Here is a 17,655-nt window from a genome sequence, read left to right as displayed (position 1 = left end):
GTGGCTCGTCTTTTCTGTCGCAACGCCAGACTAGCGGCCGCACCGGACCCAACCCACCCCGCACACGTAACAGAGGGGCGGCACCCACCCGGGTGCCGCCCCTCTCACCACCTGCCGATCAGAACCGCGCCGGCAGCCACCCCGTCTGGATCAGCTGCCCGCCCCGTCGGCGCGTGTGGAAGTACCCACGCCCGGGCGGCAGTTGCGACGCCGTGATGTTGCCCAGCAGCGCACCTTCCGACCGATCGCCGGAGAGCACGACGCCCTGGGCGCCGAGCTCGCGCAGGCGCTGCATCACCGGCTCGTACAGTGACCGGCTGGCACCGCCGGAGGCACGCGCGATGATGACGCGCAGGCCGATGTCGCGGGCGAACGGCAGGTATTCCTGCAGCGGGGACAGCGGGTTCATGCCCGTCGCCACCAGGTCGTAGTCGTCGATGATGACGAACGCGTCCGGGCTGCTGTACCAGCTGCGGTTGCGCAGCTGCTCCGGCGTGACGTCGGGACCCGGCATACGGCGGCTGAGCGAACCGGCCAGCCCCTCCAGCGTCTCGGAGAGCGCGGGAGCCGACGCGCAGTACCGCGACAGGTGTGTCTCCGGCACGCCCTCCAGGTGGGCGCGGCGGTAGTCACCCATGACGATCTTCGCCTGCTCCGGCGTGTAGCGCTCGCAGATCTGCTTGATGAGCAGCCGCAGCACCGAGGACTTCCCCGACTCGCTCTCACCGAACACGATGAAGTGCGGGTCCGTCTCGAAGTCGACGAAGACCGGCGCGAGCGACGACTCGTCGATGCCGATGGCGACACCGCGGTCCGGGTGCTCGAAGCCCTTGGGCAGCCGGTCCGACGGCAGGAGCGTGGGCAACAGCCGTACGGACGGGGCGTGGTTGCCCTGCCAGTTGTCGTTGATCCCGCGGATGAGGATCGACGTGGCCTCCGACAGGTCGTCCGTCTCCGAGGAGCCGTCGACCCGGGGCAGAGCCGTCATGAAGTGGAGCTTGTCCGGGCTCAGACCGCGGCCGGGCACGGTCGCCGGCACGTTCTGCGCGACCTTGCGGTCGATCTCCGACTCCGTCGGGTCACCGAGCCTGAGCTCGATGCGGTTCTGCAGCATGTCCTTGAGCGCGGGCCGCACCTCGGTGTAGCGGCTCGCGGTCAGGATCACGTGCACACCGAAGCCGAGACCGCGGGTGGCGATGTCGGTGACGGTGGACTCGAGCATCTCGTAGTCCGTCTTGAACGTGGCCCAGCCGTCGACGATGAGGAAGACGTCTCCCCAGGGCTGGTCCGGCAGCTGGCCCGCGGCCCGGCGCTGACGGTACGTCTGGACCGAGTCGACGTTGTTCGCGCGGAAGTACTCCTCGCGCGCGTTGAGGATGCCCTCGACCTCGCTGACCGTACGGCGCACCTTCTCGGCGTCGAGCCGGTTGGCGACCCCGCCGACGTGGGCCAGCTCCTCCATCGCGATCAGACCGCCACCACCGAAGTCCAGGCAGTAGAACTGCACTTCGGACGGCGTGTGGGTGAGCGCGAACGACGAGATGAGCGAACGCAGCAGCGTCGACTTGCCGGACTGCGGACCACCGACGAACAGACCGTGACCCGCGCCGCCCGAGAAGTCCCGGTACAGCACGTCACGCCGCTGCTCGAACGGCTTGTCCACCAGGCCGACCGGCACGTTGAGCCGGCCGAGCGCCGTGTAGTCGGGCGCGGTGAGGCCGCGCTCCTGGGTGACGGCGAGCTGGGGGAGGAGCTGCTCCAGCGAGGGAGCCTCGTCCAGCGGGGGCAGCCACACCTGGTGGGCGGGCGGCCCCTGGTTGACCATCTTGCCCACGATGACGTCCAGGACGGTGTCGGCGAGCGCGTCGTCCACCCTGTTGTCGGCCTCGGGCTCCTCGATCACCGGCTGCGGCGGCAGCGCCACGTGGTTCGCCGTGAACAGCGCGGGCCGCAGCTGCGTCGAACGGCTCACCCGGGACGGGCCCTCGCCGTGGTACGGCCCCGACACGTACGCGGCCTTGAAGCGGACCATGGTGTCGGTGTCGTACCGCAGGTAGCCGGAGCCGGGGATCGACGGCAGGTGGTAGGCGTCCGGGACACCGATCGCCGTACGGGACTCGGCGGCGGAGAAGGTCCGCAGACCGATCCGGTACGACAGGTAGGTGTCCAGGCCGCGCAGCCTGCCCTCCTCCAGACGCTGCGAGGCAAGCAGCAGGTGCACCCCCAGCGAACGGCCGATACGGCCGATCTGGATGAACATGTCGATGAAGTCCGGCTTGGCGGTGAGGAGTTCGGAGAACTCGTCGAGCACGATCACCAGCGAGGCCATCGGCTCCAGAGCGGCGCCGGCCGCCCGCGCCTTCTCGTAGTCGTGCAGGTTGGCGTAGTTGCCCGCCGTGCGCAGCAGCTCCTGCCGGCGCTGCATCTCACCCGTGATCGCGTCCCGCATACGGTCCACGAGCGTGAGGTCGTCCGAGAGGTTGGTGATGACCGCCGCGGTGTGCGGCATGTCCGCCATACCGGCGAAGGTGGCACCACCCTTGAAGTCCGCGAGGATGAAGTTCAGCGTCTCCGAGGAGTGCGTCACCGCGAGACCGAGCACCAGCGTCCGCAGCAGCTCCGACTTACCGGAACCGGTGGCGCCGACGCACAGGCCGTGCGGGCCCATGCCCTCCTGCGAGGCCTCCTTGAGGTCCAGCATGACCGGCTCGCCGTTCTCGCCGACACCGATCGGCACCCGCAGCCGCTCGTGCAGTGTGCGCGGACGCCAGGTGCGCGAGACGTCCACGGAACCGGCGTCGCCGATGCCCATGAGATCCGTGAAGTCCAGGTTGGACAGCAGCGGTTCGCCCTCCTCCGCGGAGCCGACCCGGAAGGGGGCGAGCTGCCGCGCCAGGGACTCGGCCTGCGCCGGGTTCAGCAGGTCCGGCTTGCCGGAGTACGCGGACTCGTGGCCGACGAACAGCCGCATCCGGTCCGGCTTCACATAGGCCGTCAGACCCGCGCGCAGCTCCTCCTCCAGTTCACCGGGCGCGATCTCCAGGAAGGTGACGCCCTGCAGGCCCTCGGCGCTGGCGAGTTCGGAGTCCGGCGGCACGGTGCCGCCGTCGAGCACCACGATCAGGTGCGGCTGGTCGTAGACCGGGTTCGCCTCACGGTTCCAGCGGGGCCGGTCGTCCAGCTGGTCCGCCAGCGCCTCCTCCAGCTCGCCGAGGTCGTCGAACAGCAGCCGGGACGAGCCCGCGCCGTCCTTGGCCTTCGGGTGCTGGCTGTGCGGCAGCCACTTGATCCAGTCCCAGTCCGCCGCCGCCGAGGGGTGCGCCACCACCGCGATCATCAGGTCCTCGGGCGAGTGCAGCGTCGCCAACTGGCACAGCGACGCACGGGCGTTGCCGTAGACCGTGTCGGTCTCCCCGCAGATCGTCACGTGGTAGAAGGCGCGCAGCGAGACGGACACGGGCAGGTCGTTCAGACTGCCGTGCGCGTCGAGGAAGGCCTTCATGGCCGCCGCCGTCAGCGGCTCCAGCTCGTCCTTGGGCGCCGTCTCCGGCGCGACGAGCGGCGTGTTCAGCTGCTGGATGCCACGGCCGATCCGTACGGAGGCGAAGTCCGCGTCGGTCGGGCGGCGCTCCCACAGACGCTTGCCGTCGGCCGCCACCGCCCACAGCTGCTCCGGGTCCGGATGCTGGAACAGCTGGCTGCGCCGCTGAAGTTCGGCGGTCTTGTGCACGTCCTTGCGGACCTGTTCGAGGTAGCGGAAGTAGTCACGCCGGTCCTGGGCCATCCCCGCGCCGCCGCCCTGCCGGGACTTGGCGAACTGGGCGATGGCCATGGCCAGCGTCGAGGCCAGCATCAACCCGCCGACCACCCTCATGTAGGAGGGCAGGTTGGGCATGAAGAAGAAACCGACGGAACCCAGCATGCCCATCATGGGCAGCAGGTTCATCAGCATGCTCTCGTCGCCCTCGCGCGGGATCTCGGGCGGCGTTTCCAGCTTGACCTCGCCGTCCGGTACCACCGGGGGCGCTATCCGCGGTGGCCGTTTGATGATGACGACGCTCACCGATGCACTCATCCTTCGCGATTGATACGTCTTGGCATGACGCCCCCGTGTACCGCGACGTCTTGTCGTCCGCGTTAGGCGCCGTCCGCGTAGGCGACGATCCTACTGATGCGGCCAACGCGCCAGGGAGCCAGGAGGATGGAGATGCCGAGGGGGTCCGGGGAGAATTGTTGGAGGCCGCCTCTGTGCCGCACGCCGCAGCAGATATGGTGGCGCTCCGCGTCGTAGGAACGGCGCGAAGAAGCCTTTCCACAGGGGGATGTACCAGGTGAGCACGGGGACTTCGACAGGTTTCTGCCGAATCACCATCGCGGCGCCGGACAGCCGGGTCGATGTGGCACTGCCGGAGGACCTGCCGATCCAGGACCTCTTTCCTGAGATCGTCAGACTCTCCGGACTGACGCAGCCGGACACCAGCCCCGCGGGCTACCACTTGGTACGCCGCGAGGGTGAAGTCCTCGACGCGAGCCGATCGTTGCTCGAGCACAGGGTCAGGGACGGCGAGGTGCTGCTGCTGCGCACCTTCGCGGACTCGCTGCCGCCGGCCGTCCACGACGACGTCGTGGACGCGATCGCCGCCGCGGTCAAGCAGGACATCCGCAGCTGGAACGACAACCTGATGCGGATCGCCGGTCTCGTCTCCGGCGCCCTGCTGCTGGTCATGCTCGGCTTCGTCTTCTGGTTCGCGGACCCGGTCCGGCACGACATGCACGGCCTGCAGGGCATCCTCGCCGGCGTCGCCGCGGTGGCCCTGACGGCACTGGCCGGTGTACGGGCCCGGGTGTACGACGACCGCGGCAGCGCCGTCGCGCTCGGTATCTCCGCGCTGCCGCACGCGCTCATCGCCGGCTCCGGCATCATCGCCCAGGACCCGGGGGAGGGCCCCGGCAGGATCCAGTTCCTCGTCGGCTGTGTCGCCGTCCTCCTCTTCTCCGTCGTACTGATCATGCTGCTGCCACAGGGCGACGCCCCGTTCGTGGCCGCCGCGCTGGCCGCCGCGATCGGCACGCTCGCCGTGTTCTGCGGTGTGCTCACCGAGGCCGAGCCGCGCGAGATCGCCGCCGGCACCGCGGTCGTCGCCCTGGCGGTCGTCGGCTTCCTGCCCGGCTGGTCGGCCCGCTTCGCCAAGCTGCCGATCGGTTTCCGCAATCCGGAGGACCTCGCCAGGGCCCGTCGCGAGGGCCAGGAGGGCGACCTGGAGGCCGTCGACGTCCAGCGCATCGTCGCCCAGACCAGCCGCGGCCACGAACTGCTGCTCGGCCTGGTGGGCGGCTGTGCCGCGGTCATCATCGGCGCGGGCGGCGCGGTACTCGGCTTCAGCGACAGCGGCTGGGCCCAGCTGCTCGCCCTGTGCACCGGCCTCGCCGCGATGCTCCGGGCACGCCTGTTCCGGTACACCGCCCAGGTCACGTGCCTGTTCGTGGCCGGTGTCGTCACCCTCGGCCTGCTGGTCCTCGGCCTCGCGATCTCGCCGCCGGCCGACATCATCGTCGAGCTGCTCCAGGGCAACTCCGGTCCCGTCGACGTACGCACCCTGTGGCTCGGCGCCTCGGTCGCGGCCGGAGTGCTGCTGCTGATCGCGATCGCCCTGATCGTTCCCCAGAAGGGGCTCTCCCCCTTCTGGGGCCGCATGCTCGACCTCGCGGACTCGCTGGTGCTGCTGTCCCTGATCCCGGTCTGCCTCGCCGTCCTCGACGTCTACAGCAAGGTCCGCGGCGGCGTCTGAGCACCGCGGGCCACGTGGGAATCCGGCCACGTCCGGGCTGGTACCCTGTGTGACGGACGTTTGTGTACGCGCTCCTGGTTCTGCCGGAGACCGCGCCGGACGGATCCCCGCCTCCCGAGTTCGTGGAAGCCCCCCTGAGAAGAAGACCAGGGGGCACTCGGTGGCAACAAGACGACCCACGAGGAGTACGAGTGTCGCTCGACACCGCCACCAAGAAGCAGATCATGGCCGAGTTCGGTACCAAGGAGGGCGACACCGGCTCCCCCGAGGTCCAGGTCGCCATGCTGTCGCGTCGGATCTCCGACCTGACCGAGCACCTGAAGACCCACAAGCACGACCACCACTCCCGCCGCGGTCTGCTGATCCTGGTCGGCCAGCGCCGCCGCCTGCTGCAGTACCTCGCCAAGAAGGACATCCAGCGCTTCCGTACGCTGGTCGACCGCCTCGGCATCCGCCGCGGTGCGGCGGGCGCCAAGTAAGACGCCGTGAAGGGAGCGGTTCCCGGGAGTTGGGGGACCGCTCCCTTTGCCGTACGTAGGGAAACGTGCGGAGTGTCACCACGGCTTTGTAGGGTGGTAGCACAACGCAAGACGAACAACACAGCGTGACTGAACCCGGGACGCAACGGACACCCGGTCGACGTCACGCCCACTGAACGAGGAGAAGCGCACCTCGCCGCCGCCGGTCCTCGGTAGTGGCCCCCGGGGGGAAGCGAGCCCCGGGTGCTTCGATCGAAGACCGGCCCGCACCAGACGGAGCGCTTCTCCACCACCGTCCCCCTGCCACACGGGCGGGATAAGGACGAAAGACGATACGTAACGGAGAAAACGCTAGTGGAGAACGAGACCCACTACGCCGAGGCCGTCATCGACAACGGCTCCTTCGGCACCCGCACCATCCGCTTCGAGACGGGCCGCCTGGCCAAGCAGGCCGCCGGCTCCGCCGTCGCGTACCTGGACGACGACACCATGGTGCTGTCGGCCACCACCGCATCCAAGAACCCCAAGGACCAGCTCGACTTCTTCCCGCTGACGGTCGACGTCGAGGAGCGGATGTACGCGGCCGGGAAGATCCCCGGCTCCTTCTTCCGCCGTGAGGGCCGCCCCTCCGAGGACGCCATCCTCACCTGTCGTCTCATCGACCGCCCGCTGCGCCCGTCCTTCAAGAAGGGCCTGCGCAACGAGATCCAGGTCGTCGCCACGATCATGGCGCTCAACCCCGACCACCTGTACGACGTCGTCGCGATCAACGCCGCGTCCGCGTCCACGCAGCTGGCCGGCCTGCCCTTCTCCGGCCCGATCGGCGGCGTCCGCGTCGCGCTGATCCGCGGCCAGTGGGTGGCCTTCCCGACGCACACCGAGCTCGAGGACGCCGTCTTCGACATGGTCGTCGCGGGCCGCACCCTGGAGGACGGCGACGTCGCGATCATGATGGTCGAGGCCGAGGCCACCGAGGAGACCATCAAGCTGGTCAAGGGCGGCGCCGAGGCCCCCACCGAGGAGGTCGTCGCCGCCGGTCTGGAGGCCGCGAAGCCCTTCATCAAGGTCCTGTGCAAGGCCCAGGCCGACCTCGCCGCGAAGGCCGCCAAGCCGACCGGCGAGTTCCCGATCTTCCTGGACTACCAGGACGACGTGCTCGAGGCTCTCACGGCCGCCGTCCGCACCGAGCTCGCCCAGGCGCTCACCATCGCCGGCAAGCAGGAGCGCGAGGCCGAGCTCGACCGCGTCAAGGGGCTGGCCGCCGAGAAGCTGCTCCCCGACTTCGAGGGGCGCGAGAAGGAGATCTCCGCCGCGTACCGCTCGCTCACCAAGCAGCTGGTCCGCGAGCGCGTGATCAAGGAGAAGAAGCGCATCGACGGCCGCGGTGTCACCGACATCCGCACGCTGGCCGCCGAGGTCGAGGCCATCCCGCGGGTGCACGGTTCCGCCGTGTTCGAGCGTGGCGAGACCCAGATCCTGGGCGTCACCACCCTCAACATGCTCCGCATGGAGCAGCAGCTGGACACCCTCTCCCCGGTGACCCGCAAGCGCTACATGCACAACTACAACTTCCCGCCGTACTCCACCGGCGAGACGGGCCGCGTCGGCTCCCCCAAGCGCCGCGAGATCGGCCACGGCGCCCTCGCCGAGCGCGCCCTGATCCCGGTCCTGCCGACGCGCGAGGAGTTCCCCTACGCGATCCGCCAGGTGTCCGAGGCGCTCAGCTCGAACGGCTCGACCTCCATGGGATCGGTCTGCGCCTCCACCATGTCGCTGCTGAACGCCGGTGTGCCGCTGAAGGCCCCGGTCGCCGGTATCGCCATGGGCCTGATCTCCCAGGAGATCGACGGCGAGACGCACTACGTCACCCTCACCGACATCCTCGGTGCGGAGGACGCCTTCGGCGACATGGACTTCAAGGTCGCCGGCACCAAGGAGTTCGTGACCGCCCTCCAGCTCGACACCAAGCTGGACGGCATCCCCGCCTCCGTCCTGGCCGCGGCCCTGAAGCAGGCCCGTGACGCCCGCCTCCACATCCTCGACGTGATGATGGAAGCGATCGACACCCCGGACGAGATGTCCCCGAACGCACCGCGGATCATCACCGTGAAGATCCCGGTCGACAAGATCGGCGAGGTCATCGGCCCCAAGGGCAAGATGATCAACCAGATCCAGGAGGACACCGGCGCCGAGATCACGATCGAGGACGACGGCACCATCTACATCGGTGCCGCCGACGGCCCGGCCGCCGAGGCCGCCCGCACCACGATCAACGGCATCGCCAACCCGACCATGCCGGAGGTCGGCGAGCGCTACCTGGGCACCGTCGTGAAGACGACGACGTTCGGTGCGTTCGTGTCGCTGCTGCCGGGCAAGGACGGTCTGCTGCACATCTCGCAGATCCGCAAGCTCGCCGGCGGCAAGCGCGTGGAGAACGTCGAGGACGTCGTCGGCGTGGGCGCCAAGGTCCAGGTCGAGATCGCCGAGATCGACTCCCGCGGCAAGCTCTCCCTCATCCCCGTGATCGAGGGCGAAGAAGGTACTGACGACAAGAAGGACGACGCCGACAAGTGACGTCGCGTAGCTCCACGGCGACGGCCCGCACCTCCTCGGAGGCGCGGGCCGTCGCCCGTACCCAAACCCTCATCAAGGGCAGCAACGGCATCGGTACGGTCCGTAAGACCACCCTCCCGGGCGGCCTGCGCATCGTCACCGAGACCCTGCCCTCCGTACGCTCGGCCACCTTCGGCATCTGGGCGCACGTCGGCTCCCGCGACGAGACGCCCGCGCTGAACGGCGCGACGCACTATCTGGAGCACCTGCTCTTCAAGGGCACCGCGCGACGCAGCGCGCTGGACATCTCCGCCGCCATCGACGCGGTCGGCGGCGAGATGAACGCGTTCACGGCGAAGGAGTACACCTGCTACTACGCACGCGTACTCGACACCGACCTCCCGCTCGCCATAGACGTCGTCTGCGACATGCTGACGGGCTCGCTGATCCTCGAAGAGGACGTCAACGTCGAGCGCGGCGCCATCCTCGAAGAGATCGCCATGACGGAGGACGATCCGGGCGACTGCGTGCACGACCTGTTCGCGCACACGATGTTCGGCGACAACCCCCTCGGCCGCCCCGTTCTCGGCACGGTCGACACGGTCAACGCCCTCACCGCCGACCGCATCCGCCGCTTCTACAAGAAGCACTACGACCCGACACACCTCGTCGTCGCCTGCGCGGGCAACGTCGACCACAACAAGGTCGTCCAGCAGGTCCGGGCCGCCTTCGAACAGGCGGGCGCACTCACCCGGTCCGACGCCACCCCGGTCGCCCCGCGCGACGGCAGCCGCACCATCCGCACGGCGGGCCGCGTCGAGCTCCTCGCCCGCAAGACCGAGCAGGCCCACGTCGTCCTCGGCATGCCCGGCCTCGCCCGCACCGACGAGCGCCGCTGGGCCCTCGGCGTGCTCAACACCGCGCTCGGCGGCGGCATGTCCTCCCGGCTGTTCCAGGAGGTCCGCGAGAAGCGCGGCCTGGCCTACAGCGTGTACTCGTACACCTCGGGCTTCGCCGACTGCGGCCTCTTCGGGGTGTACGCGGGCTGCCGGCCCTCACAGGTCCACGACGTACTCAAGATCTGCCGCGACGAGCTCGACCAGGTAGCCGAGCACGGCCTGCCGGACGAGGAGATCGACCGTGCCGTCGGCCAGCTCCGCGGCTCCACGGTCCTCGGCCTGGAGGACACCGGCGCGCTGATGAACCGCATCGGCAAGAGCGAGCTGTGCTGGGGCGAGCAGATGTCCGTCGACGACATGCTGACCCGTATCGCGGCGGTCACCCCGGACGACGTCCGGTCCGTGGCCCGCGACATCCTGGGACAGCGCCCCTCGCTGTCGGTCATCGGCCCGCTCAAGGACAAGCAGGCCTCCCGGCTGAACGACGCGGTCGCGTGAGTCGCGGCGGCGAGCATCGGCGGTAGGTTCACGTACGTCCTCGACAACCCGCATTCCCGTAAGGAAGCAACAACATGAGCAAGCTGCGCGTGGCGGTCCTCGGAGCCAAGGGCCGTATCGGATCCGAGGCGGTACGGGCCGTCGAGGCCGCCGAGGACATGGAGCTGGTGGCCGCCCTCGGCAGCGGCGACAAACTGGAGACGCTCGCCGAGACGGGAGCCCAGGTCGCGGTCGAGCTCACCACCCCCGCCTCGGTCATGGGCAACCTCGACTTCTGCGTCCGCCACGGCATCCACGCGGTTGTCGGGACCACGGGCTGGACCGACGAGCGCCTCGCGCAGCTGCGGAGCTGGCTGGACAGGTCCCCGGAGACGGGCGTGCTCATCGCCCCCAACTTCTCCATCGGTGCCGTGCTGACCATGAAGTTCGCCGAGAAGGCCGCGCCCTACTTCGAGTCCGTCGAGGTCGTCGAGCTGCACCACCCGAACAAGGTGGACGCCCCGAGCGGCACCGCCACGCGCACCGCCCAGCTCATCGCCGCCGCTCGCGAGCGCGCCGGCAGCGCCCCGCAGCCCGACGCCACGGTGACCGCCCTGGACGGAGCCCGCGGCGCGGACGTCGACGGCGTGCCCGTCCACGCCGTACGCCTCCGGGGCCTCCTCGCCCACCAAGAGGTCATGCTCGGAGGCGAGGGCGAGACCCTCACCATCCGCCACGACTCCCTCCACCACAGCAGCTTCATGCCGGGCATCCTGCTGGGCGCCCGGCGCGTGGTCACCACCCCGGGCCTCACCTTCGGCCTCGAACACTTCCTCGACCTGGACTGAACGGCCGGCCCGAACCCATGCGCGCGAAGATCACGTACGCCGTCACGGCCGCCGTCCTGGTCGTCTACTTCGTCCTGGTCGGCAGCCGGGGCGTCCTCCTGATCGAGACCGGTGCACCCGTCACGATCGCCTTCGGGGTGGCGGTGCTGGTGCTGCCGGGGATCGGCCTGTGGTTCCTGTGGAAGAACACCCAGTTCGTCCGCAGGGCCAACCAGCTCGCCGCCGAGCTCGACGCCGAAGGCGGCCTGCCCGTGGACGAGTTGAGGCGCACCCCGGGTGGCCGCATCGACCGGGACTCCGCCGACGAGGTCTTCGCCCGGCGCAAGGCCGAGACCGAGGACGCCCCCGACGACTGGCGCAGCTGGTTCCGCCTCGCCGTCGCCTACCACGACGCCCGGGACACGCCCCGGGCACGCAAGGCGATGCAGCGGGCGATCGCGCTGCATGACGGAAAACCCGTCCAGGCCGCCTGAGAGCGCCACACACGAAGGGGCCGGTCCGCGCACGCGGACCGGCCCCTTCGCTGTCTGCTCGCTATCGGCCCCGCGCGTACTCCGCGGCCCACGCCTCCACCGCGTCCGCCGCCCGCTCGAAGGCGTCCGGGCGCGCCAGGAAGTCGGCGTTGTGCGAGGTCATCAGCGCCGGCACGGCCTCGGGCCCCCGGTCCCCGCGCACGAGAACGACGGCCTGACCCTGCACCGTGCGCGGCAGCCCGAGCCAGCGCACCGGCTGCTGAACGGTCCGCGCCGACACGACCTGCTCCCAGGGCGCCGTGCGCGTACCGAAGAAGCCCACCCTGCGCAGCCCCCGCGCGCTCACCCAGATCCCCACGCGCAGCAGCCGCAGGGCGCAGGCGATCACGAGGAGTGCCACCGAGAAGCAGACCGCGCCCCCCGACAGGGTCCCGGCCACCGCGATGATGACCGCCGCGACGAGCACGTACGAGGCGAGCAGCAGCAGGATCGCGGCCGCGCCCACCCGCCACGGGCCGGGACGGTAGGGCCGCCGCCAGCGGTCACGATCGGCGAACGGCAGCGCCTGGTCGTCCACCGCCTCGTCGAAAGCGCGGTCGGCGGTCAGGAAGGGCAGGGGCACGGTTGATCCTCACTCGATCCGAACTCAATCGGAACTGAATCCATGCAGGGACATCGCCGAGGAGGCTATCGAGCCGGATGCCCGCCCACCACCCGCGGGGGGCCAGGGGGGTGCGGACCGCGCCGTTCGGCGGTCGACGCGAGCCGCAGCCCTCAGCGGTTCTGGGATGCCTGGGACTGCTGCTGGGGCGACTGGTCGAGCGACATCGCGGGCAACCCGAGGACCAGGGAGCCCACGAGCCCCGCGACCACGGTGAGACCTATCAGCCACTGCCCGGCCACCTCGCGTGCGGAGGCCCGCGCGCGCGGCGGGGGAGTGACATTGCTGCGGAACTTGTCGGCTTCGGCGACAAAGGCGAACGGTACGGGCTCGCGCCGACGGAACATGGGTGGTGCTTCTCCTTCTAGGAACGCGTGTCTGTCTGGGACGCGTGACGAAACAGCCGACTCGAACGGTCGCTGTCATCTACACAGACGCGCGAGTGCCCCAAATGGTGCCCGCTATCGCCGAATTCACAGAAGTTCGCCGGCGAATGTCGCGGACCGCCACCGAACGCCCGTTGTCAGTGCCGGGCCGTAGAGTGGGCGCCGCCCCAGAGATGTGATGGAAGGACCTGTCGAGCCGTGACCGACACACCCGACGACGACCTCAAGCCCAGCTTCCGCAGCGACGTCACCGTCGAGCTGGTCAAGCACAGCGCGGCCGACTCCGACGTCCTGTGGGCCGCCCGCGTCTCCACCGCCGGCGAGCAGTCCCTGGACGAGCTGAAGAAGGACCCGGAGCGCTCCAAGGGCCTGATCAACTACCTGATGCGCGACCGGCACGGCAGCCCCTTCGAGCACAACTCGATGACCTTCTTCATCAGCGCCCCGATCTTCGTCTTCCGCGAGTTCATGCGGCACCGCGTGGGCTGGTGCCTCGCGGGCGACACCGAGATCACGCTGGAGAGCGAAGCGGGCAACCTGCGACGACGTACGATCGCGGAGCTCTACAGGCTCTGGCACCTGGGCGTCGAGGACCAGCTGCCGCACTCCGCCGGGGGAGTGACCTGGCACAGCCGGGCCGGCAAGTGGATGGCTCAGGTCAGGCGCCGTGAGACCAACCATTACCTCGGCCTCTACGAGAGCCGTGAAGCCGCCGAGTCCGCCGTCGCGGAATTTCGCGAGCAGCACCCGAGCACCCGCCTTCGCAAGCTCGAATCGGTGCGTCGTAACCACGTGCGCTGCTATGACGAGGAGACTCTGCTCGCCCAGCGGGCCAGGATCGTCGATGTGATCGAGTCCGGTGTGAAGCCCTTGATCAAGATCACCACGGCTTCCGGGAAGGTGTTGCGCTCCACCGTCGATCACGCCGTGTTCACCCCCGAGGGCTGGCGCAAGGCGGGAGAACTGGCTGTCGGTGACGCCGTCATGGCGGCCGGCACCGTCCCACGCCCCTCGCAGGCCCTCATCCCGCCGAGTCTGCGCCGTGGCATCGGCGTATGGACCTCGATGCAGCGGCAGCGCCTGATCAAGGAGGCCGACACCTGCCATCTCTGCGGGCAGGACTTCCCGCGCGACCAGCTCGCGTTGGACCACGTCGTCCCTGTAGCCGGTGACCTGACGCGAGCGCTGGACGAGAAGAACCTCGCGCCTGCCTGTGAGCCCTGCCATACCGCCAAGAGTGCCGGGGAGCAGGCACAGGCCCAGCGCGGCGGCAAGATCGCAATGGCCGTGCCGGACGTGATCGTCGCCATTGAGGATGATGGCGAGGAGATGACCTACGACCTGTCCGTCGAGGGCCCCTGGCACAACTTCCTGGCCAACGGGGTCGTCGTACACAATTCGTACAATGAGGAATCCGGCCGCTACCGGGAACTCCAGCCGGTCTTCTACGTCCCCGACGAGTCCCGCAAGCTCGTCCAGGAGGGCCGCCCTGGGAAGTACGTCTTCGTCGAGGGCACCCAGGCGCAGCAAGAGCTGGTCGGCCGGGTCATGGACGACTCGTACGTCCATGCGTACGAGGCGTACCGGGAGATGCTCGCCGCCGGCGTCGCCCGGGAAGTCGCCCGGGCGGTCCTCCCCGTCGGCCTGTACTCCTCGATGTACGCCACCTGCAACGCCCGGTCGCTGATGCACTTCCTCGGCCTGCGGACCCAGCACGAGCTCGCCAAGGTGCCGTCCTTCCCGCAGCGGGAGATCGAGATGGTCGGCGAGAAGATGGAGGCGGAGTGGGCCCGGCTCATGCCGCTCACGTACGCCGCTTTCAACGCCAACGGCAGGGTCGCCCCCTAACGGCGCCCCGACCGTGTGCGTGGCTCTCGTCGCCGAGGGCACACAGGTACGGGTCAGCCGAGTGAAGTGTCCGTATTGCGGCATTTCGCGAAGTTCATCTAGCCTGATCGAACGGACCCGGCACTGCTTGAACCCCCGAGCAGGCAGTGCCGGGTTCCACCTTTGTCCGGACTTTTACCGCCCCCCGAGGGCAGACCGCGCCCTGAGCACCGAGTAGCGTGGTACCCATGGCTCCGACCTCCACTCCGCAGACCCCCTTCGGGCGGGTCCTCACCGCCATGGTCACGCCCTTCACGGCGGACGGCGCACTCGACCTCGACGGCGCACAGCGGCTCGCCACCCACTTGGTGGACGCAGGCAACGACGGCCTGATCATCAACGGCACCACCGGCGAGTCGCCCACCACCAGCGACGCGGAGAAATCGGACCTCGTACGAGCCGTCCTGGAGGCCGTCGGCGACCGCGCCCACGTTGTCGCCGGCGTGGGTACGAACGACACCCACCACAGCATCGAGCTGGCCCGCGCCGCCGAGAACGTGGGCGCGCACGGCCTGCTCGTCGTCACGCCGTACTACAACAAGCCCCCGCAGGAGGGCCTCTACCGGCACTTCAAGGCCATCGCCGACGCCGCAGAGCTGCCGGTCATGCTGTACGACATCCCCGGCCGCAGCGGTGTCCCGATCAACACCGAGACGCTCGTCCGCCTCGCCGAGCACCCGAGAATCGTCGCCAACAAGGACGCCAAGGGCGACCTCGGACGCGCCAGCTGGGCCATCGCCCAGTCCGGCCTCGCCTGGTACTCCGGCGACGACATGCTGAACCTGCCGCTCCTCTCCGTGGGCGCGGTCGGCTTCGTCTCGGTCGTCGGTCACGTCGTCACCCCCGAGCTGCGCGCCCTGGTCGACGCGTACGTCTCCGGAGACGTCCAGAAGGCCACTGAGATCCACCAGAAGCTGCTCCCGGTCTTCACCGGCATGTTCCGCACCCAGGGCGTCATGACCAGCAAGGCGGCGCTCGCGCTCCAGGGCCTGCCGGCCGGGCCCCTGCGCGCCCCCATGGTCGAGCTCACGCCGGAGGAGACCGTCCAGCTCAAGATCGATCTTGCCGCCGGCGGGGTACAGCTCTGACAACGGACTTCACAACTGAATAAGCAGGACGACAGTGCCTGCATCCCATACAAGACAACTGCTTCTGCACGAACGTCACGCGCGCCACGTGCCCCACAGGTACGTGGCGTGTGTGGTGAGGAGAGTCTTTTGAGTCATCCGCATCCTGAACTGGGCCCGCCGCCGAAGCTCCCCAAGGGCGGCCTGCGCGTCACCCCCCTCGGCGGCCTGGGCGAAATCGGCCGGAACATGACCGTCTTCGAGTACGGCGGCCGCCTGCTGATCGTCGACTGCGGAGTGCTCTTCCCCGAGGAGGAGCAGCCAGGAATCGACCTGATCCTGCCGGACTTCTCGTCCGTCAGGGACCGCCTCGACGACATCGACGGCATCGTCCTCACACACGGCCACGAGGACCACATCGGTGGCGTCCCGTTCCTGCTCCGCGAGAAGCCGGACATCCCGCTGATCGGCTCCAAGCTGACCCTCGCCCTCATCGAGGCCAAGCTCCAGGAGCACCGCATCCGCCCGTACACCCTCGAGGTGGCCGAGGGGAACCGTGAGCGCATCGGCCCCTTCGACTGCGAGTTCATCGCGGTCAACCACTCCATCCCCGACGCCCTGGCCGTCGCGATCCGCACCCCCGCGGGCATGGTGGTCCACACGGGCGACTTCAAGATGGACCAGCTTCCGCTGGACAACCGCCTCACGGACCTCCACGCGTTCGCCCGGCTGAGCGAGGAGGGCATCGACCTCCTCCTCACCGACTCCACGAACGCCGAGGTCCCCGGCTTCACCCCGCACGAGCGCGACATCTCCAACGTCCTGCGCCAGGTCTTCGCGGGCGCCCGCAAGCGGATCATCGTGGCGAGCTTCGCCAGTCACGTCCACCGCATCCAGCAGATCCTGGACGCCGCCCACGAGTACGGCCGACGCGTGGCCTTCGTCGGCCGCTCGATGGTGCGCAACATGGGCATCGCGCGCGATCTGGGCTACCTGAAGGTTCCGCCGGGCCTCGTGGTGGACGTCAAGACACTCGACGACCTCCCGGACGGCGAGGTCGTCCTGGTCTGCACGGGCTCCCAGGGCGAACCGATGGCGGCCCTGTCCCGCATGGCCAACCGGGACCACCAGATCCGCATCGTCCAGGGCGACACGGTGATCCTGGCGTCGTCGCTGATCCCCGGCAACGAGAACGCGGTCTACCGCGTCATCAACGGCCTGACCCGCTGGGGCGCGAACGTCGTCCACAAGGGCAACGCCAAGGTGCACGTCTCGGGCCACGCGTCGGCGGGCGAGCTCCTGTACTTCTACAACATCTGCCGCCCGAAGAACCTGATGCCGGTCCACGGCGAATGGCGCCACCTGCGAGCGAACGCCGAGCTCGGTGCCATGACAGGCGTCCCGCACGACCGGATCGTCATCGCCGAGGACGGCGTCGTCGTCGACCTCGTCGAGGGCAAGGCCAAGATCTCCGGCAAGGTCCAGGCCGGTTACGTGTACGTCGACGGCCTCTCGGTCGGCGATGTCGGCGAGCCCGCCCTCAAGGACCGCAAGATCCTCGGAGACGAGGGCATCATCTCGGTCTTCGTCGTCATCGACTCGTCGACCGGCAAGATCACGGGCGGCCCGCATGTCCAGGCCCGCGGCTCGGGCATCGAGGACTCGGCCTTCAACGAGGTGATCCCGAGGATCACGGAGGTACTGGAGAGGTCGGCCCAGGACGGTGTCGTGGAACCCCACCAGCTGCAGCAACTCGTACGCCGCACGCTGGGCAAGTGGGTCTCGGACAACTACCGGCGCCGACCGATGATCCTCCCGGTCGTCGTCGAGGTCTGACCCACCGTCACGTACGGCCGTCCCACGGCCGTACGGACCCTCATGGGTACGAACTCCGGGCGGGGCCCCTCGATTTGCATCGAGGCGCCCCGCTCCAGTACGTTTACGGCTCCACCGGAAGGGGAACCCGGGTGCTTCAGGCGCCGGGGAGCCAACCCCCAGACCGGGTGGAAATTCCGACTCAGAACTTCTGATAAAGTCGGAGACACCGAAGGGAAGCGCCCGGAGGAAAGCCGCGAGAGAGTCTCTCGGGTGAGTACGAAGGAAGCGTCCGTTCCTTGAGAACTCAACAGCGTGCCA

The 17,655-nt window shown here is 69.1% G+C and carries 11 protein-coding genes and 3 pseudogenes; 11 read left to right on the top strand and 3 right to left on the bottom strand.

From position 1 onward, the window contains the following. Positions 1 to 118: 118 nt before the first annotated feature. On the bottom strand, positions 119 to 4,063 hold the full coding sequence (gene eccCa, locus ACZ49J_RS17195; protein WP_467448884.1) for a type VII secretion protein EccCa: 3,945 nt from the start codon (positions 4,061 to 4,063) through the stop codon (positions 119 to 121). A gap of 259 nt (positions 4,064 to 4,322) precedes the next feature. Between eccCa and eccD the strand changes: the two genes are divergently transcribed. From eccD to ACZ49J_RS17165, 6 genes are all read left to right on the top strand, one after another. Then, on the top strand, positions 4,323 to 5,789 hold the full coding sequence (eccD, locus tag ACZ49J_RS17190) for a type VII secretion integral membrane protein EccD (protein WP_467448883.1): 1,467 nt from the start codon (positions 4,323 to 4,325) through the stop codon (positions 5,787 to 5,789). 191 nt (positions 5,790 to 5,980) lie between these two features. Then, on the top strand, positions 5,981 to 6,268 hold the full coding sequence (gene rpsO / locus ACZ49J_RS17185) for a 30S ribosomal protein S15 (protein ID WP_131566354.1): 288 nt from the start codon (positions 5,981 to 5,983) through the stop codon (positions 6,266 to 6,268). Between the two features lie 354 nt (positions 6,269 to 6,622). Next, complete coding sequence (locus ACZ49J_RS17180) at positions 6,623 to 8,842, top strand: polyribonucleotide nucleotidyltransferase (protein ID WP_467448882.1); 2,220 nt, start codon at positions 6,623 to 6,625, stop codon at positions 8,840 to 8,842. Further along, positions 8,839 to 10,218, top strand: a complete 1,380-nt coding sequence (locus ACZ49J_RS17175) for a M16 family metallopeptidase (RefSeq protein WP_467448881.1) — start codon at positions 8,839 to 8,841, stop codon at positions 10,216 to 10,218. The genes ACZ49J_RS17180 and ACZ49J_RS17175 overlap by 4 nt, the downstream gene beginning before the upstream one ends. Before the next feature lie 74 nt (positions 10,219 to 10,292). Further along, positions 10,293 to 11,045 (top strand): 4-hydroxy-tetrahydrodipicolinate reductase, encoded by a 753-nt coding sequence (gene dapB / locus ACZ49J_RS17170; RefSeq protein ID WP_467448880.1) that lies wholly within the window; start codon positions 10,293 to 10,295, stop codon positions 11,043 to 11,045. 17 nt (positions 11,046 to 11,062) lie between these two features. Continuing rightward, entirely contained in the window at positions 11,063 to 11,518 is a 456-nt protein-coding gene (locus ACZ49J_RS17165) for a hypothetical protein (protein WP_467448878.1), read from the top strand. A gap of 61 nt (positions 11,519 to 11,579) precedes the next feature. Here the strand turns inward: ACZ49J_RS17165 and ACZ49J_RS17160 are convergent, their stop codons facing one another. After that, positions 11,580 to 12,140 carry a hypothetical protein gene (locus ACZ49J_RS17160; RefSeq protein ID WP_467448877.1) on the bottom strand — a complete coding sequence of 187 codons (561 nt, stop codon included), beginning with the start codon at positions 12,138 to 12,140 and terminating at the stop codon, positions 11,580 to 11,582. 152 nt (positions 12,141 to 12,292) lie between these two features. Next, positions 12,293 to 12,526, bottom strand: coding sequence for a hypothetical protein (locus tag ACZ49J_RS17155; RefSeq protein ID WP_467448876.1), 234 nt, complete (start codon positions 12,524 to 12,526; stop codon positions 12,293 to 12,295). A 237-nt stretch (positions 12,527 to 12,763) separates the two neighbouring features. On the opposite strand from ACZ49J_RS17155, the pseudogene ACZ49J_RS17150 reads away from it, so the two are divergent. The 5 genes and pseudogenes from ACZ49J_RS17150 to ACZ49J_RS17130 all read left to right on the top strand — a co-directional run. Further along, positions 12,764 to 13,054: pseudogene (locus tag ACZ49J_RS17150) on the top strand (FAD-dependent thymidylate synthase); the annotation flags it as partial. After that, positions 13,034 to 13,960 (top strand): annotated as a pseudogene (locus tag ACZ49J_RS17145) (HNH endonuclease); the annotation flags it as partial. The pseudogenes ACZ49J_RS17150 and ACZ49J_RS17145, both read left to right, overlap by 21 nt. 3 nt (positions 13,961 to 13,963) lie before the next feature. After that, positions 13,964 to 14,413 (top strand): annotated as a pseudogene (gene thyX / locus ACZ49J_RS17140) (FAD-dependent thymidylate synthase); the annotation flags it as partial. 227 nt (positions 14,414 to 14,640) lie between these two features. Then, on the top strand, positions 14,641 to 15,540 hold the full coding sequence (gene dapA, locus ACZ49J_RS17135) for a 4-hydroxy-tetrahydrodipicolinate synthase (RefSeq protein WP_467448875.1): 900 nt from the start codon (positions 14,641 to 14,643) through the stop codon (positions 15,538 to 15,540). A 129-nt stretch (positions 15,541 to 15,669) separates the two neighbouring features. Continuing rightward, positions 15,670 to 17,355: a ribonuclease J gene (locus tag ACZ49J_RS17130; RefSeq protein ID WP_467448874.1), complete on the top strand. Its 1,686-nt coding sequence runs from the start codon at positions 15,670 to 15,672 to the stop codon at positions 17,353 to 17,355. Positions 17,356 to 17,655 lie beyond the last annotated feature (300 nt).

The organism is Streptomyces sp. NPDC030840, assembly GCF_055572015.1.
Note: the sequence above shows the minus strand (reverse complement) of the source record. Positions and strands in the feature narration are given on the sequence as shown.